This is a genomic window from Duganella guangzhouensis, from assembly GCF_009674535.1.
Classification (GTDB): Bacteria; Pseudomonadota; Gammaproteobacteria; order Burkholderiales; family Burkholderiaceae_D; genus Rugamonas; species Rugamonas guangzhouensis.
The window spans coordinates 407740-429197 of sequence record NZ_WKJK01000001.1; the positions used below are offsets into that span (position 1 = coordinate 407740).

General features: G+C 60.5%; 20 protein-coding genes. 15 read left to right on the forward strand and 5 right to left on the reverse strand.

Translation table 11 applies throughout. From position 1 onward, the window contains the following. Positions 1-56 precede the first annotated feature (56 nt). The 5 genes from GJ699_RS01720 (at position 57) to GJ699_RS01740 (ending at position 9115) form a co-directional block, all read left to right on the forward strand. Positions 57-623 (forward strand): TetR/AcrR family transcriptional regulator, encoded by a 567-nt coding sequence (locus GJ699_RS01720; RefSeq protein ID WP_154372487.1) that lies wholly within the window; start codon positions 57-59, stop codon positions 621-623. A gap of 123 nt (positions 624-746) precedes the next feature. Further along, a complete protein-coding gene (locus GJ699_RS01725; protein ID WP_154372489.1) occupies positions 747-2384 on the forward strand; it encodes a SulP family inorganic anion transporter in 1638 nt (545 codons plus the stop codon). A gap of 144 nt (positions 2385-2528) precedes the next feature. Then, complete coding sequence (locus tag GJ699_RS01730; protein WP_154372491.1) at positions 2529-5081, forward strand: ATP-binding protein; 2553 nt, start codon at positions 2529-2531, stop codon at positions 5079-5081. A 55-nt stretch (positions 5082-5136) separates the two neighbouring features. Further along, positions 5137-7320: an EAL domain-containing response regulator gene (locus GJ699_RS01735; protein ID WP_154372493.1), complete on the forward strand. Its 2184-nt coding sequence runs from the start codon at positions 5137-5139 to the stop codon at positions 7318-7320. Positions 7321-7342: 22 nt separating this feature from the next. Next, positions 7343-9115 carry a DUF885 domain-containing protein gene (locus GJ699_RS01740; RefSeq protein WP_154372495.1) on the forward strand — a complete coding sequence of 591 codons (1773 nt, stop codon included), beginning with the start codon at positions 7343-7345 and terminating at the stop codon, positions 9113-9115. Between the two features lie 12 nt (positions 9116-9127). On the opposite strand, the gene GJ699_RS01745 is transcribed toward GJ699_RS01740, so the two are convergent. Further along, a complete protein-coding gene (locus tag GJ699_RS01745) occupies positions 9128-9562 on the reverse strand; it encodes a ribonuclease E inhibitor RraB (protein ID WP_371867424.1) in 435 nt (144 codons plus the stop codon). 176 nt (positions 9563-9738) lie between these two features. Here GJ699_RS01745 and GJ699_RS01750 point away from each other — a divergent pair, with 176 nt between their 5' ends. Both GJ699_RS01750 and GJ699_RS01755 read left to right on the forward strand, forming a co-directional pair. Beyond that, positions 9739-11076, forward strand: coding sequence for a DUF945 family protein (locus GJ699_RS01750; protein WP_154372497.1), 1338 nt, complete (start codon positions 9739-9741; stop codon positions 11074-11076). A gap of 12 nt (positions 11077-11088) precedes the next feature. After that, entirely contained in the window at positions 11089-11823 is a 735-nt protein-coding gene (locus GJ699_RS01755; protein WP_154372499.1) for a hypothetical protein, read from the forward strand. 6 nt (positions 11824-11829) lie between these two features. Here GJ699_RS01755 and GJ699_RS01760 read toward each other — a convergent pair whose 3' ends face one another. After that, on the reverse strand, positions 11830-12750 hold the full coding sequence (locus GJ699_RS01760; RefSeq protein ID WP_154372501.1) for a GGDEF domain-containing protein: 921 nt from the start codon (positions 12748-12750) through the stop codon (positions 11830-11832). A gap of 130 nt (positions 12751-12880) precedes the next feature. Between GJ699_RS01760 and GJ699_RS01765 the strand changes: the two genes are divergently transcribed. The 5 genes from GJ699_RS01765 to GJ699_RS01785 all read left to right on the forward strand — a co-directional run bounded on the left by GJ699_RS01765 (position 12881) and on the right by GJ699_RS01785 (position 17191). After that, on the forward strand, positions 12881-13600 hold the full coding sequence (locus GJ699_RS01765) for a hypothetical protein (protein ID WP_154372503.1): 720 nt from the start codon (positions 12881-12883) through the stop codon (positions 13598-13600). A gap of 315 nt (positions 13601-13915) precedes the next feature. Next, positions 13916-14722 carry a lipid II flippase Amj family protein gene (locus GJ699_RS01770; RefSeq protein WP_154372505.1) on the forward strand — a complete coding sequence of 269 codons (807 nt, stop codon included), beginning with the start codon at positions 13916-13918 and terminating at the stop codon, positions 14720-14722. Positions 14723-14757: 35 nt separating this feature from the next. Next, positions 14758-15639: a hypothetical protein gene (locus GJ699_RS01775; protein ID WP_154372507.1), complete on the forward strand. Its 882-nt coding sequence runs from the start codon at positions 14758-14760 to the stop codon at positions 15637-15639. Positions 15640-15705: 66 nt separating this feature from the next. Continuing rightward, positions 15706-16593: a hypothetical protein gene (locus GJ699_RS01780; protein ID WP_154372509.1), complete on the forward strand. Its 888-nt coding sequence runs from the start codon at positions 15706-15708 to the stop codon at positions 16591-16593. Next, positions 16568-17191: an HAD hydrolase-like protein gene (locus GJ699_RS01785; RefSeq protein ID WP_154372511.1), complete on the forward strand. Its 624-nt coding sequence runs from the start codon at positions 16568-16570 to the stop codon at positions 17189-17191. Before GJ699_RS01780 ends, GJ699_RS01785 begins: the two co-directional genes overlap by 26 nt. Positions 17192-17403: 212 nt before the next feature. Here the strand turns inward: GJ699_RS01785 and GJ699_RS01790 are convergent, their stop codons facing one another. The 3 genes from GJ699_RS01790 to GJ699_RS01800 form a co-directional block, all read right to left on the reverse strand. Next, positions 17404-18309 carry an NAD-dependent epimerase/dehydratase family protein gene (locus GJ699_RS01790; protein WP_154372513.1) on the reverse strand — a complete coding sequence of 302 codons (906 nt, stop codon included), beginning with the start codon at positions 18307-18309 and terminating at the stop codon, positions 17404-17406. 105 nt (positions 18310-18414) lie between these two features. After that, entirely contained in the window at positions 18415-18927 is a 513-nt protein-coding gene (locus GJ699_RS01795) for a Csu type fimbrial protein (protein WP_154372515.1), read from the reverse strand. Between the two features lie 156 nt (positions 18928-19083). Next, positions 19084-19605 (reverse strand): Csu type fimbrial protein, encoded by a 522-nt coding sequence (locus tag GJ699_RS01800; RefSeq protein ID WP_154372517.1) that lies wholly within the window; start codon positions 19603-19605, stop codon positions 19084-19086. Between the two features lie 341 nt (positions 19606-19946). On the opposite strand from GJ699_RS01800, the gene GJ699_RS01805 reads away from it, so the two are divergent. Genes GJ699_RS01805 through GJ699_RS01815 form a run of 3 tightly spaced genes read left to right on the forward strand, consistent with a single transcriptional unit; the run spans position 19947 to position 21457 of the window. Continuing rightward, a complete protein-coding gene (locus GJ699_RS01805; protein WP_154372519.1) occupies positions 19947-20804 on the forward strand; it encodes an urease accessory protein UreD in 858 nt (285 codons plus the stop codon). A gap of 13 nt (positions 20805-20817) precedes the next feature. After that, positions 20818-21120, forward strand: coding sequence for an urease subunit gamma (locus GJ699_RS01810; protein WP_154372520.1), 303 nt, complete (start codon positions 20818-20820; stop codon positions 21118-21120). A gap of 10 nt (positions 21121-21130) precedes the next feature. Further along, positions 21131-21457: an urease subunit beta gene (locus GJ699_RS01815; protein ID WP_154372522.1), complete on the forward strand. Its 327-nt coding sequence runs from the start codon at positions 21131-21133 to the stop codon at positions 21455-21457. Position 21458: the final 1 nt, after the last annotated feature.

The following is a 21458-nucleotide window of genomic DNA, read 5'->3' on the forward strand; positions in this document are numbered from 1 at the left end:
ATATATTACGCTCGTAATGTATAATGTCAAGCAGTCTTAGGAGGTTGGAGGCAGGCATGAAGGTCAGCAGAGAGCAGGTGGCGCTCAATCGCGAGCGCATCGTCGAGACGGCAGCGAAGCTGTTTCGGGAAAAGGGCTATGACGGCATAGGCGTGGCGGACTTGATGAAAAGCGCCGGCCTGACGCATGGTGGTTTCTATGGTCACTTCGCTTCCAAGGAAGACCTGTTGGCGGAAGCGGCGGCGCACGCGCTGAATAAGTCGGTCGAGCGTTGGCAAGGCTATCTGGCTGCGGGGCGCGACACGGCGCTGGAGAAAATCAGCGACAGTTATCTGACCAGGCAGCATTGCGACCATCCGGAGAAGGGGTGCCCGGTGACGGCACTGGGCGCCGACATATCCCGCCTTGGCCCCAAGGCGCGCCGCTCTTTGACTGAAGGCGCCAGCGCCCAAGTCGATATTCTGGCGCAGCTGATGCCGGGCGAGGATGACGCCGAGCGGCGCAAGCAGGCACTGGCCAACTACGCCGCGATGGTCGGCGCCATCGTCCTCGCCCGCGCGCTGGATGACGAGGCGATGGCGGTGGACCTGCTGCAGGCGGTGAAGGACGCGTTGCCGGGCTGAGTACCCATGGTCCGCCGCGCTGGCGGGTGTTCTAAATTCGTTTTTCGCATAAGCTTAGATCAAATTTGCATTAAGGATGGGCGCATCGTAAACTAGCGGTATTTTCTGTACCGTGGAATGACAATGCTGCAATGGTTGAAGCACTACCGGCGTGAGCTGCTCGCTGGCGATATCAGCGCCGGGCTGGTGGTGGCGATGATGATGATCCCGCAGGGCATGGCGTATGCGCTGGTGGCCGGCCTGCCGCCGGTGGTCGGCATTTACGCCAGCATTGCGCCGCCCATCGTCTACGCGCTGTTCGGCAGCAGCATGACGCAGTCGGTCGGGCCGATGGCCATCATTTCGCTGATGACGGCGGCGGTGGTGGGGCCGCTGGCGCCCGGTCAGCCTGGGTTGGCCGGCGTGCTGGCGGCGCAACTGGCGCTGATGTCGGGCGCGGTGCTGCTGCTGTGCGGCCTGCTGCGCATGGGCTTTCTGGCCAATTTCTTTTCGCGCCCGGTGATGAGCGGCTTCACCGTCGGCTCGGCGCTGGTGATCGCTTACGGTCAGTTGCCGATCCTGCTGGGCGGCCCGTTGCAGCAGTGGCATCTGCCTAGTGCCGCGCTGGGGCTGGGCGCTTTGCTGCTGCTGGTGTTGGCGCGGCTGTGGGGCGCGCCGTTGCTGCGGCGCTGCGGCCTGGGGCCGGCGGCGTCCGATATTGGCGCCAAGCTGGCGCCGATGCTGGTGGTGTTGGGTGGCATCGCGCTGATGTCGCACACTGGCCTGGGGGCGATGGGCATCCACAGCACCGGCGCGGTGCCGGCCGGTCTGCCGCATCTGAACCTGGCTTCATCCAACGCGCACTGGCGCGCCTTGCTGCAGCCGGCGCTGCTGATCGGCTTTATCGTATTCCTGATGTCGATGTCCGGCGCGCAGGCGCTGGCGCTCAAGCGCAATGAAAAACTGGTCAGCAATCATGAGCTGATCGGGCTTGGTGCGGCCAATGTGGCCAGTGCGCTGTCGGGCGGCTTTCCGGTGACCGGCAGTTTGTCGCGCTCCGCCGTCAACTTCGCGGCCGGTGCCAATACCCCGCTGGCCAGCCTGATGACGGCGCTGCTGCTGGCTGGTGCGCTGCTGGCGCCGACCGGCTGGCTGGCGTTGTTGCCGTTGCCGGTGCTGGCGGCCACCATCGTGGTGGCGGTGCTGGGCATGCTGGAGATGGGCATCCTGCGCACCGCCTGGCAGTATGACCGCAGCGACGCGCTGGCGTGGAGCGCCACCTGTCTCGGCGTGCTGGCGCTGGGCGTGGAGGCGGGCGTGATCGTGGGCGTGGCGCTGTCGATGGGCACCCTGATCTGGCGCGCCAGCCGGCCGCACATCGCGGTGCTGGGGCGGATCGCCGGCACCGAGCATTTCCGCAATATCGAACGCTATGCGGCCGAGACTCAGCCGGAGCTGCTGGTGTTGCGGGTCGATGCCAATCTGTTCTTCGGTAATGTGGAAGCGGTCAGCCAGCGCATCGAATGCGAGCTGGCCACGCACCAGAGCGCGCGCCACCTGGTGCTGGTGATGTCGGCGGTCAGCTCGATCGACACCACCGCGCTGATGGCGCTGTCGGAACTGAATCAGAGCCTGAAAGCGCGCGGCATCGGCCTGCATCTGGCCGAGGTGAAAGGGCCGGTGATGGACCGGCTACGTAATAGTACGTTGTTGCAGCAGCTGCACGGCCAGCTGTTCCTCAGCACCGCCAACGCCTGCGACCAGCTGCAACGCACCAAGTAGAAATGTCCAGCTCGTGTCCACTTCGGGGTCTGACCCCGAAGTGGACATTGTTGCTTAGGCGCAAATTTGCGTGGACTTCGCGCCGGTTTGAACCTATGATCTAAGGCGTAGCACCGCAGATCAACTCCCAAAAATGGTTTTCCGATGTTGGCCCGACTTGCCCGCCGTGCAGGAAAAGTATCTATCGCCGTCTTTGTCAGCGTTACGCTGACCGCCGTGGTAACGCTGGTGCTGATCACGTTTGCGCTGTATTTCTATCACGTGGAGCGCGCGCAGCGCTGGCAGCAGCTGCACAAGACGCTGGCCGACAGCGCCGAGGAACTGGCCGCCGCGGTGGCGCTGCCGGCCTGGAATTTCGACGAGACGCAGATCGTCACCATCATGAAGAGCGGTTTGAGTAACCGCGATCTGTACGCCAGCGCGGTGGCGCCGGTGGCCAGCAATCATCCCTTTATCCTGACCCGCAATGAACAGGCGCAACTGGTGCCGGCCGAGCGTCTGCCGTCCGATCCGGAGCTGCTGTCCGAGCAGCGGCCGATTGTGGCCGGTGGCCAGAATATCGGCACCATCACCGTGTATGCGTCGCCGGCGCTGTTGATCGAGCAGCTGCGTCAGCGCCTGTACACCATCGCCGGTTTGATTTTCGTGCTGGACGTGACGCTGGTGCTGAGTGTTTATCTGCTGTTATGGCAGCTGATCCTGAAGCCGCTGACCAATATCGAGCGCTATGCTGCCAGCGTCAAGGCGGGCCAGAATCCGGGCGCCTCGCCGCCGCGCGACTGGTATAGCGGTGAGTTGAAAACGCTGAACGCGTCGATCCGTGAAATGGTGCGGCTGATGGAGAGCCGCTACGTGGCGATGCACGCCAGCGAGGAGCGGCTGCAAATCGCGTCCAGCGCGGCCGCGATCGGCATCTGGGACTGGAATATCGTCACCGGCCAGATGGTGTGGGATGAACAGATGTACCGCCTGCACGGCATGGAGGGCACCCGCCTGAACAACCCGTTCGACACCTGGCGCAAGATGGTGCACCCGGACGATGCCATTCCCACTGAAATGCTGCTGCAGCAGGCGCTGAACGGCACGGCGGAATTCGATATCGAGTTCCGCATCATCTGGGCCGATGGCACCATCCATTACATCAAGGCCGATGGCATGACCTTCCGCGATGCCGAGAGCCATGCGCTGCGCATGGTCGGCGTCAATTACGATGTCACGGCCAGCCGCACGGCGGAGCAGGAGCTGCGCCGGCACCGCATCCACCTGGAGGAGCTGGTGGCCGAGCGCACCAATGCGCTGTCGGTGGCGGTGCGCCAGGCGCAGGCGGCCAACCGCGCCAAGTCGACCTTCCTGGCCAATATGAGTCACGAGCTGCGTACGCCGCTGAATTCGGTGATCGGCTTTTCGCGCCTGATGGCGGATTCGAAGAACATGCTGCCGGAAGAGAAGCGCAATCTGGCCATCATCCACCGCTCCGGCCAGCATCTGCTCACGCTGATTAACGATATTCTCGAACTGTCGAAGATCGAGGCCGGGCGCGCGGTGCTGCAGACCGAGGTGGTCAACCTCAACGACATGCTGCAGGAAGTGATGGACATGGTCAGCATGCGCGCGGTGCAGACCGGCGTCGAGCTGGTGGTCGATCAGGTGGGCTTGCCGGCCAGCGCGCGCGTGGACGGGACCAAGCTGCGCCAGGTGCTATTGAATCTGATGTCGAACGCGGTCAAGTTCAGCGCCCATGGCAAGGTGGTGCTGAAGGTGCGCGGCGCCGCGCGCAACGGCCAGTGCGAGCTGAGTTTCGCGGTGATCGACAATGGCCCCGGCATTGCGGAAGAAGATCAGCAGCGCATCTTCGAACCCTTCATCCAGGCCGAGGGGCCCGGCGCGAAGGAGGGCACGGGTCTGGGCCTGACCATTTCGCGCGAATTCGTGCAACTGATGGGCGGCGCGCTGGCGCTGCAATCGGTGCCGGGCCACGGCGCCACCTTCTCCTTCACGGTGGCGGTGCAGGTGGCCGACGAGGTGGAGGCGGCGGACGAGGATGAGGTGGTGGCGCTGAAAACCCAGCAGCGGCGCCGCATTCTGGTGGCCGACGATAACGCCGATGGCTGCACGCTGCTACAAAGCCTGCTCAAGCCGCTGGGCTTCGAGGTGGCGGTGGTGGGCGACGGCGTGCAGGCGCTGGCGATGGTGGATGTGTGGCAGCCGGACCTGGTGTTCATGGACTGGCGCATGCCGGCGCTGGACGGCATCAGCGCCACCCGTCAGATCCGCGCCCGCGCCGATGGTCCGCAGCCGCGCATCGTGATGCTGACGGCGTCCGCGTTTGAAGAGGAACGCCAGGAGGCGCTGAACGCCGGCGCCGATGAATTCATGCGCAAGCCGGTGGAACAGGAACTGTTGTATGCGCTGCTGGAGCGGCAGCTGGACCTGCAGTTCGTGCGGCGCCATCATGCCGCGCGCCAGTTGCCACTGTCGCCGCTGCAGGCGGCCGATTTGCGCACGCTGGACCCGGCGCTGCGGCGCGATCTGAAGACCGCCGTGCAGGAGCTGAATCTGGCGCGGGTGGCGCTGCTGCTGGAGCCACTGCCGGCCGAACTGGCGGCGCGCATTGAGCACATGCTGCAACTGCACCAGTATCCGCAACTGTGCGCGCTGCTGGACGACGCCGATACAGAATTGGAGCCGCAGGCATGACCGGTATATGATAGCGGTAGCCACCCATAGCCGCTGACCAGGCGAAAGAACTTTTATGCACCGGGATTTGTCGGAACAACACACCAAGGGCGAAGTGCTGATCGTGGAAGACACGCCAGCCTCGCTCAAGCTGCTGAGCGACCTGCTGACCGAAGCCGGTTACTACGTGCGCCAGGCCCCCAACGGCGAACTGGCGCTATGGACCGCGCAATCGCGCCCGCCGGAACTGATCCTGCTCGACATACGCATGCCCGGCATGGATGGCTTTGAGGTGTGCCGGCGCCTGAAGGCGACGCCGGAACTGAGCCAGGTGCCGGTGATCTTCCTGTCGGCCCAACACGACACCGACGACAAGGTGCGCGGCTTTGAGCTGGGCGCGGTGGACTTCGTTGCCAAGCCATTCCAGGCCGAGGAAATCCTGGCCCGCACCGATGCCCACGTCAAGCTGGGGCGGGCGCAGAAGGCGCTGGCCGAGGAGCGCGCGTTGCTGGAGGAACGCGTGGCCGAGCGCACCGCGGAGCTGGCGCGCGAAGTGGAACAGCGCCGTGCCAACGAGGAGTTCCTGCGGTTGGCAAGTCAAGTGTTCGAGGCGACCCAGGACGCGATCGTGGTCACCGACGTCAATGGCCATATCGTGGCCACCAATCCGGCCTTCACGCAGATTTCTGGCTACAGCGCGGACGAGGTGCTGGGGCAGAACGTGGGCCTGCTGCATGCCGGCGAGGCCGATGCCGGCTCGTTCGAGGCGATGGTGAACTCGGTGGCCAAGACCGGCCACTGGTCGGGTGAGATTCTGGCGCGCCGCAAGAATGGCGACATCTATCCCGGTCTGCTCAGCGCCTCGCTGGTGCGCGACGAGCAGGGCCAGGTGATCAACCATGTGGCGGTGTTCATGGATATCACCGAACGCAAGGCCGAGCAGCATCTGATTGATTTCCTGTCCAATCACGACGCGCTGACCGGCCTGCCCAACCGCATGCTGGCGCGCGAGCGTTTTGCGCAGACCTTGGCCACGGCGCGCCGCGAAGGACGCTGCGTGGCGGTGATGTGCCTGGACCTGGACCGCTTCAAGAGCATCAACGATTCGTATGGTCACCATATCGGCGACAAGGCGTTGCAGGTGGTGTCCACTTACCTGACCGAGACGGTGCGCGAGGGCGATACCGTGACGCGCCAGGGCGGCGACGAATTCCAGATCATCATCGCCGACGATACGCAGCTGAGCGCCACGCTGGCGCTGGCGCAGCAGATTCTGTCCGGGCTGCGCAAGGAGCTGGTGATCGACGGCCAGCAGATCACGGTCACCTCCAGCATCGGCATCGCGGTCAGCCTGACCGATGGCGACAGCTTCGATGAACTGGTGCGCAATGCCGATACGGCGCTGTTCCGCGCCAAGGAGATCGGCCGCGACAACTACGCCTTCTTCACCGAGCGCATGGACGCCGAGATCCGCGACAAGCTGGCGATCCAGAGCCAGCTGCGCGGCGCCATCGCGCGCGACGAGTTCGAGGTGCATTATCAGCCGCAGGTGTGCTTGAAGACCGGCGCCATGGTCGGCGCCGAGGCGCTGCTGCGCTGGGATAACCCGGTGCTGGGCAAGGTGCCGCCGAACCGCTTCATCCCGCTGGCGGAGGAGTATGGGTTGGTCAATCTGATCGGCGAGTGGGTGCTGGAGAGCGTGTGCGCGCAGATGAAGGTGTGGCACGACCAGGGTCTGGGCAAGATCAAGGTGGCGGTCAACCTGGCCGCCGCGCAGTTTGCCAACGATGCCACCGTGCCGTACGTGGAAAGCACGCTGCGCAAGTTCGGCGTGGCGGCCGAGTACCTGGGGCTGGAAATCACCGAGAGCACGGTGATGGGCGATCCGAACAAGGCGGTGGCGGCGCTGCGGCGCTTGAAGGACATTGGCGTCAGCATCTCGCTGGACGATTTCGGCACCGGTTATTCAAGCCTGAGCTATCTGAAACGCTTCCCGATCGACGTGCTGAAAATCGACAAATCGTTCGTCGACGACGTCACTACCAACAGCGCCGACGCGGCAATCGCGTTGTCGGTCATCTCGCTGGCACACAATTTGAATATGCGAGTGATCGCGGAAGGCGTGGAGACGCGCGAACAGGTGCGCTTCCTGACCGACCGCGGTTGCGATGAGATGCAGGGCTATTATTTCAGCCGGCCGCTCAACGCCGATGGCTTTACCGCGCTGCTGCGCGAACGCCGCAATTTGTTGGACATGTAATCAACCTTCCACCCGGAGTTTTATGGATAAGAAAATCACCACCGCGATTGCCGGTGCATGTATGTTGTTGTGTTTGAGCGCCGCCAACGCGGCGCCGGCAATCAAGGCGGGACCGGCGGATGCCCAATTTAAGGCAGTTTATGCACAAGAATGGAAATGGCGCACCAGTCAGAAGCAGGAAGATGGCGAGGATGATGACGATAGCGGCGTGTCGCCGTCGCTGCCGCGCATCGATGTCGCCACCCAGAACAAGCGCCTGGCCTATTGGCAGGGCGTGATGAAAAAGCTGGACGGCATCAAGGAGTCCAGCTTGTCGGCGCCGGAGCGCATCAACTACCAGGTGTACAAGGCGCAGATCGCGGCCTTTATCGCCGCCCAGCAGTTCAAGGAGTATGAAAAGCCGCTGAACGCCGATACCGCGTTCTGGTCGAATATGGCCGGCACCGCGCGCCGCCCGATGACCACCGAGGCGCAATTTCGCGACTACATCAAGCAGATGAGCGATGTGCCGCGTTACTTCAACGACGAAATCGTCAATATGCGCGCTGGCATGGCGCGTGGCTTCACGCCGCCGAAGGTGACGCTGGTCGGCCGCGATTCGTCGATCACCTCGGTGAGCGATGCCAAGACGGCGCAGGATACCGTGTTCTACCTGCCGTTCAAGAGCATGCCGGCGAATATTCCCGCCGCCAAGCAGGAAGAGCTGCGCGCCGCTGGCGTGAAGGCGATCGAGACGTCGGTGATCCCGGCCCACAAGGCGCTGCTGAAGTTCATGCGCGAGGAATACGTGCCGGCGGCGCGTGAAGACCTGGCGGCCTCCAATCTGCCGGATGGCAAAGCCTACTACCAGTCGAAGATCGTCGAATTCACCACCACCAATCTGAGCGCGGACCAGATCCACCAGATCGGCATCGACGAAATGGCCAAGATCCGCAACGAGATGCTGGACGTGATGAAGCAAGTGAAGTTCGAGGGCGATCTGCCGGCCTTCCTGACCTTCCTGCGCACCGATCCGCAGTTCTACGCCAAGACCCCGGACGAGCTGCTGATGCGCTCTGCCTGGGTGGCCAAGAAGTTCGACGGCAAAGTGGGCCAGTACTTCGGTTATCTGCCACGTCGCCGCTTCGCGGTGATTCCGGTGCCGGACGATCAGGCGCCGTTCTACACCTCGGGCCGTGGCGGTCCTGGGGTTTATCTGGTCAACACCTACAACCTGCCATCGCGCGCGCTGTACAGCATGCCGGCGTTGACGCTGCATGAATCGGCGCCGGGCCACGCGTTCCAGATGCCGGTGGCGCTGGAGCAGAAGGGCCGTCCGCCATTCCGCAATGCCTACATCTCGGCTTATGGCGAGGGTTGGGCGCTGTATTGCGAGCGTCTGGGCGCGGAGATGGGCATGTACGAAACGCCGTATGAAGTGTTTGGCATGCTGAGTTATCAGGCATGGCGCGCTTCGCGTCTGGTGGTCGATACCGGCATTCACGCCAAAGGCTGGACCCGCAAACAGGCGCAGGACTACCTGAAGGCGAATACCGCGCTGTCCGAGCACGAGATCGAGACGGAAGTGGACCGCTATATTTCGTGGCCGGGCCAGGCGCTGTCCTACTACTTGGGCGAGATGAGCATCATCAACGCGCGCAAGAAAGCGGAGAAAGCGCTGGGTCAGAAGTTTGACATCCGCGCCTTCCACGACACCGTGCTGCAACTGGGTTCGGTGCCGCTGCCGGTGCTGGAAGCGCGTATCGATCTGTTCATCGCGGAGGGCGGCAAGAGCCCTTATCCCGACCTGCAGTAATCACACCCGGCCTTATTTGGCCGGGGCGACGGCTGGACCAACGTCCATGCCGTCATAGAAAACGCCGTACCGTTCGGCGACCGCGTAGAACTCCTGATCGCGGTCGTCGAGCGAGGCCGGTGTATGTGTCTCGACTTTTTCCACATGCAGAACCAGTTTGTCCTGTTGTGCATTGATGCCGACCGTGCCGTATCCTTTGCCATTCAGTTCGGCCGCCAGTTGCTCCAGCTTCTTGCGATCCTGACCATCGAAAAAATAACCCCATAGCAGAGGACCATCCACCTTCCACGGAGCGTTCTTGCGCATGTTCGAGAACATCGTATCGATCTGGGTACGGCCGATGTGAGCGCGCTCCTGCGCGTGTGCGAGGTGCACGAGGCCCGTGGCGGTAAGCAGGCATGCCGCGATGGCGATGCGCTTGAGAGAGATTGGATATGCAGACTTCACCGGCTTGATTCCTGTTCATTGAGACGTCGCAGCCATTATTGCATCCGCCTGTGCGCGAGACGGACAATTTACTTCGCTTTGCACCCTGATGAACGCACCCGCAGTGACAAAGTGAGCATTTCTGGAGAGAATCGTTAAGTAAAATACTATTACTTCGAAACCCTCCGGATGATGCTTTGAAAAAGACGCTACTCGCAGTAACCATGACCAGCGCGGTGCTGGCCATGCCTTCCTACGCCGACGAACCGGCAACAGTTCCCAACACAGAATTCGCGCAAACCGTGGCCGGCATGGTCAAGGAACTGAAGTCGGCGTCGGCCGGCGAGCGTAATATCGCCAAACAGCTGGAGCAGTACAGCAAATTCCAGTTTTCTCCCGAGCTGCGTCCCAAACTTAAAGAGTACTTCGGCGCCGAGCAACCGTTCCCGCTGGAGCGCGTGCCGTCAGTGGCCAAGGGGCAGATCAATTACGTCGGCAAGCTGGCGCCGTACAACCACTCGCTGGAAGACGGCACCAATTTTGCGTGGACCGAATTGGTGGCGAACATCGCGACCGATAAAGCCGGGCGCGCGCTGAATATCGACGCTACCTGGCCGTCGCTGATCGTCACCGCCAAGAAAAGCGTCGTCAGCGTATTGGACATGACCATGAACAGCCGCCAGCTGCGCGGCGCCGACAACGTCGCTTATGGTACGGCCAACTTCAAGATCGGCGTGACTACCATTCGCAGCGCGCCGGACGGTGAGAGCGAGAGCAAGGAAGTGGGGCGCATCGAGGACATCGAGGCGCGTTCGGAGGTGACGCGTCGCGGCAAGATGGCGGAAATCGCTTATCGCAGCTCGATCAAGAGCATTGTGGTGGGTGGTGAGCAGATCGACCGCACCAATTTTGCGTTCCGCCTGACGAATATTCCGTCCAAGTCGCTGGCGGACCTGGACAAGACGCTGCGCGCGCAGCAGGACAGCAAGCTGGATCAAAAGGCGCAGCAGGAAGTCATGCTGAAAAGCCTGGCGGATTTCGGCAAGCGCGCAGCGGTCGCCGGCGCGACCTTGGTGATCGACGATATCAGCACGTCGTACCGTGGCAATGTCGCCGCGATCAAGGGGCGCATCGGCTTTCAGAAGGTGAAGGAGGCGGACTTCTCGGACATGGCGACGCTGGCGAAGAAACTGGTGGCGCGGTTTGAGGTGCGTGTGCCGGTGGCGCTGGTGCGTGATGTGTCGCGCGGGTTCGCCGCCAAGTCGGTCGATCCAGCGGCGCCGGATGCGGCCAAGCAGATTGACGCCGGCGCCGACGCGGCGGTCAGCATGGTGGTTGGTAAAGCGGTCAGCGGCGGCTTTGCGGTGGTGGAGCAGAACGAACTGCGTTCGACCATCGAGATCAAGGACGGCAAGCTGGTGGTGAACGGCAAGGTGATCGACATTGCCGCTCCGCTGAAGGCATTGAGCGGCAAGATCGCGGAACAGAAAGCGAAGGCGGAAGCCGAGCCTGAGCCCGAGCAGCAGAAGCCCTGATGGGAGGTGGCTATGTTTGGTAACTGGTTCGGCGCCCGCTCTGCGGAGAAGAAGGGTGCTCCGGCGAATGCGCAGCAGGAGGCGCTGATCGAAGCTGTGCGTGAGCGCAGCAAGGAAGATCCGCTGATCGGGGCCAAGCTAGGCTCGAAAGAAGTCTATCAGCGGTTGCTGAATGATCTGCGTAGCGCGGACGGCGTGCATATCGAATCGGTGCTGTGCGCTTTGGGCGCGTTGGCTGGCTATGCATGTCAGGCCGGCCTGCGCGCGCAGGCGTTCGCGCAGGGGCAGTCTGAGACCGCGCCATTTCAGGTGATCCAGACCAACGACGGCAAGCAGTATTTTTTCGGTGATCAGTTGAATCACGCGATCGCTGGCGCGCAGTATTCGGTATGGGGCATCGCCGGCGGCGCGGCGCAGCACGCGGGCGCTCAGGCTTTCCCGGATCTGAACGAGATTTTTCAGCACACCGCGGCGGTGGTGGGCGGCGATCAGTTTGGGATGCCGCGCGTATCTGCGGAGCACACGCCACGGCATCTGCCGGTGATCTACCTGAAAACCTTCTGGCCCAAGCTGTTCCCGATAGTGAAAGCGTTTTGTCCCACGCCGGCGCATTGGCCGATTCTGTATGGGCTGGCGATACAGCAGTCCATCTACACCAGCAAGGACATCATCGATCCGGCACAGGCACTGCGCATCGTGATGGAAAGCGCGGTGCCCATGTCGAAGGTCGATCTGGCGCGGTTGTGACGGCGCTTATGCCTCGACGTCGCAGATCCGATCGCGTCCCGCCGACTTGGCCTGATACAGGCGGCGGTCGATCCGGTCCAGGAACACGCTAGGATCATCCTGATCGCCAGGGATAATGGTGCCTACGCCCATGCTGATGGTCACCAAACGGCCAACGCCGGAACGGGCGTGTGCGATTTCTTTTTGTCCCACCAGCTTGCGACAGCGCTCGGCCAGGCTGCGCGCCGTGGCGGCATCGGTGGACGGCAGCAGCAAGACGAATTCCTCACCACCCAAACGCGCGCACAGATCTTGTGAACGCGATGCGGCGCTGTCCAGTGACTGCGCCACCAGGCGCAGACAGGCATCGCCCTGCACGTGGCCGTAGTGATCGTTGTACTGTTTGAAGTAGTCGATGTCGATCACCACCAGCGACAGCGGGTGACCGCTGGTGCGGGCCTTGGCCCATTCGACTGGATACAAGGTATCGAACATGCGGCGGTTGGCGACGCCGGTCAGGCTGTCACGGTAGGACAGCACTTCCAGTTCGTGCTGCAGCTGCAGGATTTTTTCTTCCGCCTGTTTGCGCTCGGTGATGTCGAACATGAAGCCGACCAGCGCCTCCACCGTGCCGTCGTCGCGTCGCACCACGTGCACCACATCGCGAATCCAGACGTAATCGCCATCGCTGGTCAGCGCGCGGTAATCAGCCTCGTGGTCCACGCCCTGTTGCGATTGCGAGATGCAGAACTCCACCGTTTTCTGGCGGTCTTCCTCGTGAATGCGATCGGCCCAATCGTTCGCGGACAGCCAACTGGCCTGCTTCCAGCCCAACAGCTCCTCAATTTGCGGGCCGATATACGTAAATTGCATCGTGGCCCATTCGATGCGCCAGGGGATGGCGCGGGTGGATTCAAGCAGAGTGCGGTACACGTTGGAGTCAGTCATGAGGCATCAGATAAGCGGAAACCGCCGTATTGTGCATCAAAAAAGCGCCCGGTGTGAGAATGTACGTATTTTCCCTGTTGGCAAGATGATATGCTTAAAGGGACTTTTTACTGAAAGGCGTGACACTTCCATGCGTATCGTTCTTCCGCTTCTGCTGTTGTTGATATCGGGTTGCGCAGCGGCAGAGGAGGAGGCACCACAGCAGGTGACCGTCGCGGGCAGCAAGGATCCGGACTGGAAGCCGTATCGCAAAATGCTGGATGGCCTGGATGCGTTCGACAAATACCATGCGTTGGCACCGGCAGGGGAGCTGCGATTTGTTTTACGCCCGCAGCAGCCCAAGCTGAATGCCGCGGATCTGACGCTGCGCATCGTGGGAGACAGCACCAACATCGACGTCCCGATCGCGGCCAATGCCACCTTTTCACTGCCGCGCGATGAGGCGGCGGCCAAAGACGACGCCGATCTGCGGCTCAGCAGCAAAAAGGGCTTGTATCGCTGGCGTCCGGATATTCATACGCCTGGCCTGCCGGCTGGAACGCGCCGTCTGGGCGACCTGCGGCTGGAATGCGAGGTGCGGTGGGCGGTCGACAAGTTCGACGCCTCGTTCATCAAACTGGCTTATCTGGTTCCGTTGGGTGGGGTGTGCCACACATCAAAAAGCCGGGTTTTTTACCTGACCGATTTTCCAATAGATGGCGCAACGCTGATCTCCGGCACGCGCCGCGAAAAGCTGTCGGCCGAGCGCCTCGATGCTCAGTCCCATATGCGCTACGCGCCGCCCTTGTATGATCAAAGCTGGCCGGATGATACGCTGATTGAGTTCGCGCGAGCTACGGAGGTAAATTGAAAGAGTGTCAAGCTGGAAATCGCGGCACCCCGAAATACAGCGCTGAAACCTCAGAAGTTTGTTCAAATTCGATATGCCTCCACCGCCAGTGATGGCCAGCCAGTTTTTTACGAATTGAATCTAAGCGCTGACGGTATGCCGGCACAGATTTTATCGCTCGGACTGCATTTTCCTGCGGATGATACGCAATCATCGAAACGCGCGAATCAGCTTGTAAGCGCGATCGATCATTGAACCTGCTTCAGGATGGATAGTGGGCGGCCAAGGGGGCGTTTTCTTGTGCTTGCCAATTGATTAATTATGTATTGAGCCCTGATGGACCGCCAACTCCTTTTCATTTGCTTTCTGACGTTTGTGATTCATCTGATAGGCACACTTGCGTACTCAGTTCGGATAGCAGGAATCAGGACTCGACGTATCGCTGTATCGTTGGCGTTGTTTAGCATTCTCGTGCTTGTATCAAGGACATCCAACTCCTTTCTTGGCCCATTCCTGGCGAAGCGCGTAGAGTCAAGTATCGGCATGCCATCTTCGGGCGTTGGTCTGCTTGATGATTTTCGGTGGTTGTTGATATCAGCATCTCTGGCAACGATTGTCGGTGCTATTTTGATTCCGACATTTCAGCGCGTCTTTTCCCGTGCGGTGCTTCATTTCCAAATACATCGCTCTGTACCGAAGCTGATATTGCACGGTTTCTTTAAAGGCGGGCTGTCGTATCTGAAAGATAACGCCAGCATGCCTCGAACCGCCAATATCGCTGGTTTGCGCGATACTAAAAGCGTTTCTTTATCCGTCACCCTACTGAACGTTCTCGCCACTGCTCTGTGGACAGTTGGGGTATTCGCTGCGTTGTACGCCGGGGTGTTGGACCCATCAGTTCGAGTGACATCAAGCACCTTGTCTTCAATTATCAACGGCGGGGCGACAGTCATGATGGCAGTGTTCATTGATCCGCACATGTCGGGTATGACTGATGATGTTATTGAAGGGAAGGTGAGTGAGACCCAATTCCGAGGTGCCGTGGTATGGCTTGTTGTCAGTCGCTTATCGGGCACTTTGTTAGCACAAGTGCTTCTTGTTCCATCGGCCTTGCTCATCACTGTTGTAGCTAAAGCGATTTAATGCTGGCCTGGACTGACTGAAAATTTATTCAACTGATGAATCTGACCATGCGCGTAGCGCAGCAACAATACTCGACGACGCTGCGGGCGTTAATCTTCACGGTCTCCGCGCTTTTGCTACCTGCGTGCTTGGCCGCTGCTCCACCATCCTATCCATGGCATTTAGCCGATATCTGGTGGACTTTACCTGCAAATGAACGACTCGATACGCTAAGCATTGCATTCGACATTTCGAACGACATTCCGGACAACGTGGATCTGTATATTGCACCACTCGGTCTCATGACTGCGGGCGGCGCGAATTTCTACGGTGGTGTTCAAACCCGAGTAGCCGGCTGGCCAAGCATCAGCGAGCACACGTTGGTTCCGCTCGGACGTGGAACCTTGTTCTCTCGTTGGGCCACCGGGAACACGATTGATCTGGATTACGCGCAGGGACCTCCAGGAACGCATTTCGAAGCCGATGGTTACGAAGGCAATTTCTTGAGTGTCCGTTCCTCCTGTCACTGGCACAGCGGCCACTATGCGTACGTTGTCACCCGCGAAGAAAAAGGCGGGCAGAATTGGCTTACCGCCACCGTACAGGATGCAACTGGCACGAGCGTATGCACGCCGGGATCACTCCGCATGGATGGCGCCAATGCCTTGCTCGGCTCTCAGCTGGCGTCCTTTGTTGAGGTCTACGGATTGGCTTCTGCAATCCCAACGGTGACCGTCACCTTTCACCGTCCATTGCTTAATGGCCGTGTCATCGAATCGCCCAACCTGCTTGTGAATTACCCGGAAAACGGCGTTCCGCACGCACCGCGTTTCGCCGCAGCTGCGATAGTCGGCGGCAGCATACAAATTGCTGTCACACCACGGCCAATAGTCGACGACGTTCGGCAGCAAGCGTTGACCTTCCATCCAACGAATTAATTTTTGAAAGAATTAATGGGAACGTCGTGTTGCAAGAAATTATCGTACATTGTGTTCGGATGGCTATTGATTGTCTTCTCAGCGCATGCGGAGTGGAATAAGTTTATTTGGGCTGAAAGCACGGTGCTTGGATTGGAGTCCAAGAAGGCAGCTTTGCTTTTCCCGGTAAAAATAGATCAGTGGTCGTGCTATATGCAATATGACACAGGGGTGGATGCGAGTATTTTGTATAGAAATAATTTGCCAAATTATTACAAAGATGCTTTGTCTTCCGAAAAATTGTTAGTCAAAGATTTCTCTGTGACTGGGATTCCTGTGAGGCATGCCACCTTTTCGTTGATATACGAACGAAATGAACCTGGGCCGATGGATTGTGAGCACGATGGTAGTAAGGTTGTAGGCAGTTTGGGAAATGATGAATTTTTACAGGGGAGCCTGTCATTGGATTTGCGTAATGCACGCTATCAGTTCCACCCCGGCGCTTATGAGCTGATGCGTGGGCGCTATGAGTCCGCAGAATTGGAATTGGCCAGCACGGGCAAGGGCGTGGTTCCAGTGCTAACCATGGAAGATGGCAAGAAGCAATCGCACAAGATGTTGCTCGATACTGGAAGTGCTACGGCAGGGATCATAATTTATTTGAAGAAGAATTGGATGAGCTTAACTGGGGTGAAAGATGGTAAGGCGACATCGTTCAGTACTCAACGCTTTGGAAAGATGATATTTTGTTTAAGTGCTCCTCTTAAGGAAAAATTATCTTTAAATGAAATCCTGATACCTGTTGGGACTGCCGTGACTTATTGCCAGATTCCGGACGAGGAACCTTCGGAAGAAAATCCCATCTTTGGAATAATTGGCCTCTCACTGTTTTCTGAAAAAACGGTAACATTAGATTATTTTTCCAAGAAAATATACTTTGAGGATACGCTTGAAGCACCAACTGATTATTTTTGATTTTGACGGCACGCTGGCGGATACGATGCCGGTTTTTCTGCGTCTGTTCGATGAGGCAGCGGATAAGTATCATTTCAAGCGTTTGGACCACGAGCAGCGGCATCTGCTGCGGGGGCTGGATGCGCGGCAGATTATGGCTCTCCATAAGATTCCGCTGTGGAAGGTGCCGATGATCGCCAGCTTTATGCGCTCGCGCATGGCGGATCGCCTGGACGAGATTCGCTTGTTCCCGGGCGTTGACGACATGCTGCGCGTCTTGAGCCAGCGTGGGGTACGGTTGGCGCTTGTCAGCTCTAACTCGCTAAGCAATGTGGTCGCTACACTGGGGCCTGACAATGAGGCGCTGTTCAGCCACTTCGAGTGCGGCGCGTCCTTGTTTGGCAAGTTGCCGAAGGTGCGCAAGGTGTTGGCCGCTGCGGGCGTAGCGCCGGAACACACGCTGATGGTGGGCGATGAGATCCGTGATGCGAAGGTGGCCGCCGAGGCGGGCGCGGATTTTGGCGCGGTGGCCTGGGGCTACAATCTGATTGAGACGCTGATGGCCGAGCGGCCGGCGCGTGTCTTCCACGAAATAGGCGAACTGGCGTTGGGTGGGTGATCGTGTATCACCCCCTGCGGCAACGTGCCTCGTTTGCACGTCTCTTTTTGTCTCCTTTTGTCGGGGCCTGTCTCTGGTGCGGTGGTGCGCTGCACAAAGGCGAAACGCGGACAAAAGAGACAGAAAGAGACATCCAAAAGAGACACGTTGCCGCAGTGGTGTGGGCAAGGCTAGGGGGCTATGTATTCTCGTGGCAATGGTAGCCGACCTGATTAGGGCCAGACCGGTGGATTGAGCATGTCTTTTGCAATCCACTCCAGCACCGGCGGGCGATGCGGCTGCCAGCCCAGTTTGCGCGCGCGCTCACCGCGCACGCGGCTGTTGGAACCCAGGCCGTACGAGGCCATCTCGTAACCCCATTCCTCCTTGGCTTGCTCCAGCGGCCAGTCCTGCGCTTCGCCCAGCCCAAGCGCGTGGGCGATGGCGGTGCTCATGTCGCGGAACGCGGCCTCGCCGTTTTCAACGAAGTAGAACGCGCCGGCTTCGGTCTTGTCGAGCGTCAGCAGGTACAGGTCGACCACGTCGTCGATATGCACATTGGACCAGATATTGCGACCCGGGCCGACGTGGCGCACGATGCCGCTCTTGCGTGCCTGCTTCAGCAAACGTGGCAGCTGCACCGAGTCGCGCGGCAGCGCGCCGTGACCGTAGATCAGGGTATTGCACAGCACCGCCGAGCGCACGCCTTGCTGCGCCGCGTCCAGCACCAGGCGGTCGATGGCGACGCGCGCGGCCTTGTCCGCAGTGGGCTCGGGCAGATGGTCTTCGTGGTAGATCTGGTCGGTGCCTTCGCCGCCGGAGGCGTCGCCGACGATGCTGGAACCGCTGGTGTGCAGGAATACTTTGCCGCTGCCGGCCAGCGCTTCGACGAAGGCTTCCACCGCCGCGCGGTTGTCGCTGCTGGCGGTGTTGATGACGGCGTCCGCTGCGCGCGCTTGCGCGATCAGCAGTTCGCGGTCGGTGAGCGTGCCCAATACGCCGGTGACGCCGATCTTGCGAACTTCTTCCAGTTGCTCCGGCTTGCGCACCAGGCCAACCACTTCATGCCCAGCCTTGACCAGGCCAGCCGCGATTGAGCTACCGATAAAACCGGCGGCGCCGGTGACGAATACTTTCATGTTCTGCTCCAGGTATCAAATACGAGTAGCAGAGTATGGGGACGTGCGGCGCCGGCACCAAGACCGCCGAGCGCAAAGCTCCATTGCGGCCGTGGCAAGAATCGCTCAGAAGTAGATGGTGGCGGTGATGGTGGATTTGTAGGTGTCCGGTTGCGGCGTGCTTTGCGCCGGCACCACGCCGTACACGGTGAGGCTTTGGATGGCGCCGCTACCGGTGCCGGACAAGGTGTCGGTGCCTTGGGTATTGCCCCAGTTGCCGCCGCCGGCGGTCAGGTTCAGGTTGAAGGCGACGGTGCTGGTGTTGCCGCCAGTGCCGCCCATCAGGCGGGAGGCGATCGACGAACCGCTGGTGGTGCCGGCGCTGAGGCCAACGTTGTACGGCGTGGTATTGGTGCAGGTAACTTGCAGCGTGGTGTTGGAGTTGACCGCGGTGGCCAGCACGCCCTGCGACTGGCCAAAGTCCAGCGGCGAGGCGGCGATGGTGCAGTCGGCGATGATCTTCACCGTCACGTCGAAGGTGGTGGTTTTGCTGCCGTTGCTGTAGACGGCGGCACCGCTCAGCATGGGAGCGAGCAGGGTGACGATGGCGAAGGCGGCGGCGATGCGGGTGCGGACCATGATGGTTCTCCAGTAAGTGGCGGAATAAACTTGCCGCTAAGCTGGGGCGGTCTTGAAAACACAAGGGGATGGCACTGGCGCGGGATGGGGCGCCGGGAGGAATGCTGGAGCGCGTCGGTCAACCGTGGTTGCGGGCTGGCGGCGGCGAATGCGGTATTAGAAGTAGACGGTGGCGGTGATCGTCGACTTATAGGTGTCTGGTTGCGGCGTGGTTTGCACCGGGATGTTGCCGTACACCGGAATCGAGACGGCGCTGCCGGTGCCGACGCCCGATACGGTGTCGGTGCCCTGGGTGGTACCCCAGTTGGCGCCGCCGGAAGTCTGCTTCAGCGTGTAGCTCACGGTGCTGGTGTTGCCACCGGTGCCGCTCATGACGCGGGCGGCGATGGTGGAGCCGGCGCCGGTACCGGCGTTCAGGCCGATGTTGTACGGCGTGGTGTTGGTGCAGGTGACGCTCAGGTTGCTGGTGGCGTTGACGGTGGTGGCCAGCACGCCCTGCGACTGGCCGAAGTCCAGCGTGGCGGCGGAGATGGTGCAGTCGGCAATGATCTTCAGCGTAACGTCGAAGGTGGTGGTTTTGGTGCCGTTGCTGTACACCGCCGCGCCGCCGACGACCGGCACCAGGATGGCGGCGATGGTGGCACAGGCCAGGATGCGGTTCACAGACTTGCTTTTCATGATGCTCTCCCTTGAAGTTTTGGTTTAGCGCGTCGTGACAACTTTTGTTTCCGCGCTTCAATGAGTTCAATTATTCCTCAACCGTAAAAATGCTGCTTTTGGCGCACGCGGTAAGACTTTTGATGGCGGCGAAAGTGCGAAATATTTTGCTGTACGGCACTTTTTTACAACAAGGCGAGCTCTGCCGGAGGAGAAAACGCTTTTGCTGGCAGAGGTAATTGCGATTCGCACCACTTTAGTGCGCGATGCCACTTATTGGTGCGGCCGACGCCGTCCAGCGTCTCCTGGGGCTGGCACAGGGCTTGCATAGGACAGAACATTATTTGAACCATTAGTGAGCCATGCCCGATTGCACCGCACCGCGCGACCTGACAGCCAGCCCTGGCGCCTGGCAGGCCAGTCTCACGCTGGGTTTTGCGGATGACGCCGGCACTACCCGTCTATATAACAAGCTGCACCACGGCCCGCTGCGGGTGCAGAAGGCGTTGTACCCGGAAGACGAGCGGGTATGCCAGGCCATCATCGTCCATCCGCCGGGCGGCGTGGTGGGCGGCGATCAGCTGGAAATCGACATTGGCGTCGGCGCACAGGCGCACGCCTTCATCACCACGCCGGGCGCCGCCAAGTGGTACCAGGCCAACGGCAAGGTGTCGCGCCAGAGCGTGCACCTGCATGTGAACGAACACGCGGCACTGGAATGGCTGCCGCAGGAAACCATCTTCTTTGATACCGCTAACGTGGTGCTGGAGCAGCACGTTGAACTGGCCGAGGGCGCCACCTTCCTCGGCTGCGAGATCCTGTGCATGGGCCGGCGCGGCTCGGGCGAGGTGTTCAACACCGGCCGCGTGCGTCAGCGCAGCAGCATCCGCCGCGCAGGGCGCTTGATCTGGTGGGAGCAGGGCGATCTGATAGGCGGCCGCCTGGATAGCCCGCTGACGCTGCACGGCAAGACCGTGTGCGCGACCTTGACCGCCGCCGGCAAGCCGCTGCCGGCTGCCGTGCTGAATGACATCCGCGCCGCCATCGGTGCCGACGGCGAGCACGTCTTCGGCATCACCCAGACCAAGGGCGTGCTGGTGGCGCGCCACCTGGGCGACGACAGCGAGACCGCGCGCCGCCTGATGCTGACCGTATGGCGCCATCTGCGTCCACACCTGCTGGGGCGCGAGGCGGTGACGCCGCGCATCTGGCAAACCTGAGAGAGATACACGAATGGACCTGACTCCACGCGAAAAAGACAAGCTGTTGATTTTTACCGCAGGCCTGCTGGCTGAACGCCGGCTGGCCCGCGGCTTGAAGTTGAATTACCCGGAAGCGGTGGCGCTGATTACCTGCGCCATCATGGAAGGTGCCCGCGACGGCAAAACTGTCGCAGAACTGATGTCCGACGGCACGCGCATACTCACGCGCGCCGACGTCATGGAGGGTATCCCCGAAATGATCCCAGACATCCAGGTGGAAGCGATGTTCCCAGATGGGAGCAAGCTTGTGACTGTCCACAACCCCATCCCATAAGGAGTTCATCATGATCCCCGGCGAATACAAGCTAGAAGAAGGCGAGATCGGCCTCAATGTGGGCCGCGAAACCACCACCGTCGTCGTTACCAACCAGGGTGACCGCCCGGTGCAAATCGGCTCGCATTTTCATTTTTTTGAAGTCAACTCGGTGCTCAAGCTGGAGCGCTGGAAGGCTTACGGCATGCGCCTGAATATCGCCGCCGGCACCGCCGTGCGGTTCGAACCGGGCCAGCAGCGTACCGTGGAACTGGTCAAGCTGGATGGCGACCAGGAAGTCTATGGCTTCAATGGCAAAGTAATGGGCAAGCTGAACTCCACACCACCAAAAAGCTAAA

Excerpts from the sequence above, each read along its gene's own strand:
- GJ699_RS01720 (WP_154372487.1), top strand. The coding sequence starts at position 57 with ATGAAGGTCAGCAGAGAGCAGGTGGCGCTCAATCGCGAGCGCATCGTC.
- GJ699_RS01725 (WP_154372489.1), top strand. The coding sequence starts at position 747 with ATGCTGCAATGGTTGAAGCACTACCGGCGTGAGCTGCTCGCTGGCGAT.
- GJ699_RS01730 (WP_154372491.1), top strand. The coding sequence starts at position 2,529 with ATGTTGGCCCGACTTGCCCGCCGTGCAGGAAAAGTATCTATCGCCGTC.
- GJ699_RS01735 (WP_154372493.1), top strand. The coding sequence starts at position 5,137 with ATGCACCGGGATTTGTCGGAACAACACACCAAGGGCGAAGTGCTGATC.
- GJ699_RS01740 (WP_154372495.1), top strand. The coding sequence starts at position 7,343 with ATGGATAAGAAAATCACCACCGCGATTGCCGGTGCATGTATGTTGTTG.
- GJ699_RS01755 (WP_154372499.1), top strand. The coding sequence starts at position 11,089 with ATGTTTGGTAACTGGTTCGGCGCCCGCTCTGCGGAGAAGAAGGGTGCT.
- GJ699_RS01760 (WP_154372501.1), bottom strand. The coding sequence starts at position 12,750 with ATGACTGACTCCAACGTGTACCGCACTCTGCTTGAATCCACCCGCGCC.
- GJ699_RS01765 (WP_154372503.1), top strand. The coding sequence starts at position 12,881 with ATGCGTATCGTTCTTCCGCTTCTGCTGTTGTTGATATCGGGTTGCGCA.
- GJ699_RS01770 (WP_154372505.1), top strand. The coding sequence starts at position 13,916 with ATGGACCGCCAACTCCTTTTCATTTGCTTTCTGACGTTTGTGATTCAT.
- GJ699_RS01775 (WP_154372507.1), top strand. The coding sequence starts at position 14,758 with ATGAATCTGACCATGCGCGTAGCGCAGCAACAATACTCGACGACGCTG.
- GJ699_RS01790 (WP_154372513.1), bottom strand. The coding sequence starts at position 18,309 with ATGAAAGTATTCGTCACCGGCGCCGCCGGTTTTATCGGTAGCTCAATC.
- GJ699_RS01795 (WP_154372515.1), bottom strand. The coding sequence starts at position 18,927 with ATGGTCCGCACCCGCATCGCCGCCGCCTTCGCCATCGTCACCCTGCTC.
- GJ699_RS01800 (WP_154372517.1), bottom strand. The coding sequence starts at position 19,605 with ATGAAAAGCAAGTCTGTGAACCGCATCCTGGCCTGTGCCACCATCGCC.
- GJ699_RS01805 (WP_154372519.1), top strand. The coding sequence starts at position 19,947 with ATGCCCGATTGCACCGCACCGCGCGACCTGACAGCCAGCCCTGGCGCC.
- GJ699_RS01810 (WP_154372520.1), top strand. The coding sequence starts at position 20,818 with ATGGACCTGACTCCACGCGAAAAAGACAAGCTGTTGATTTTTACCGCA.
- GJ699_RS01815 (WP_154372522.1), top strand. The coding sequence starts at position 21,131 with ATGATCCCCGGCGAATACAAGCTAGAAGAAGGCGAGATCGGCCTCAAT.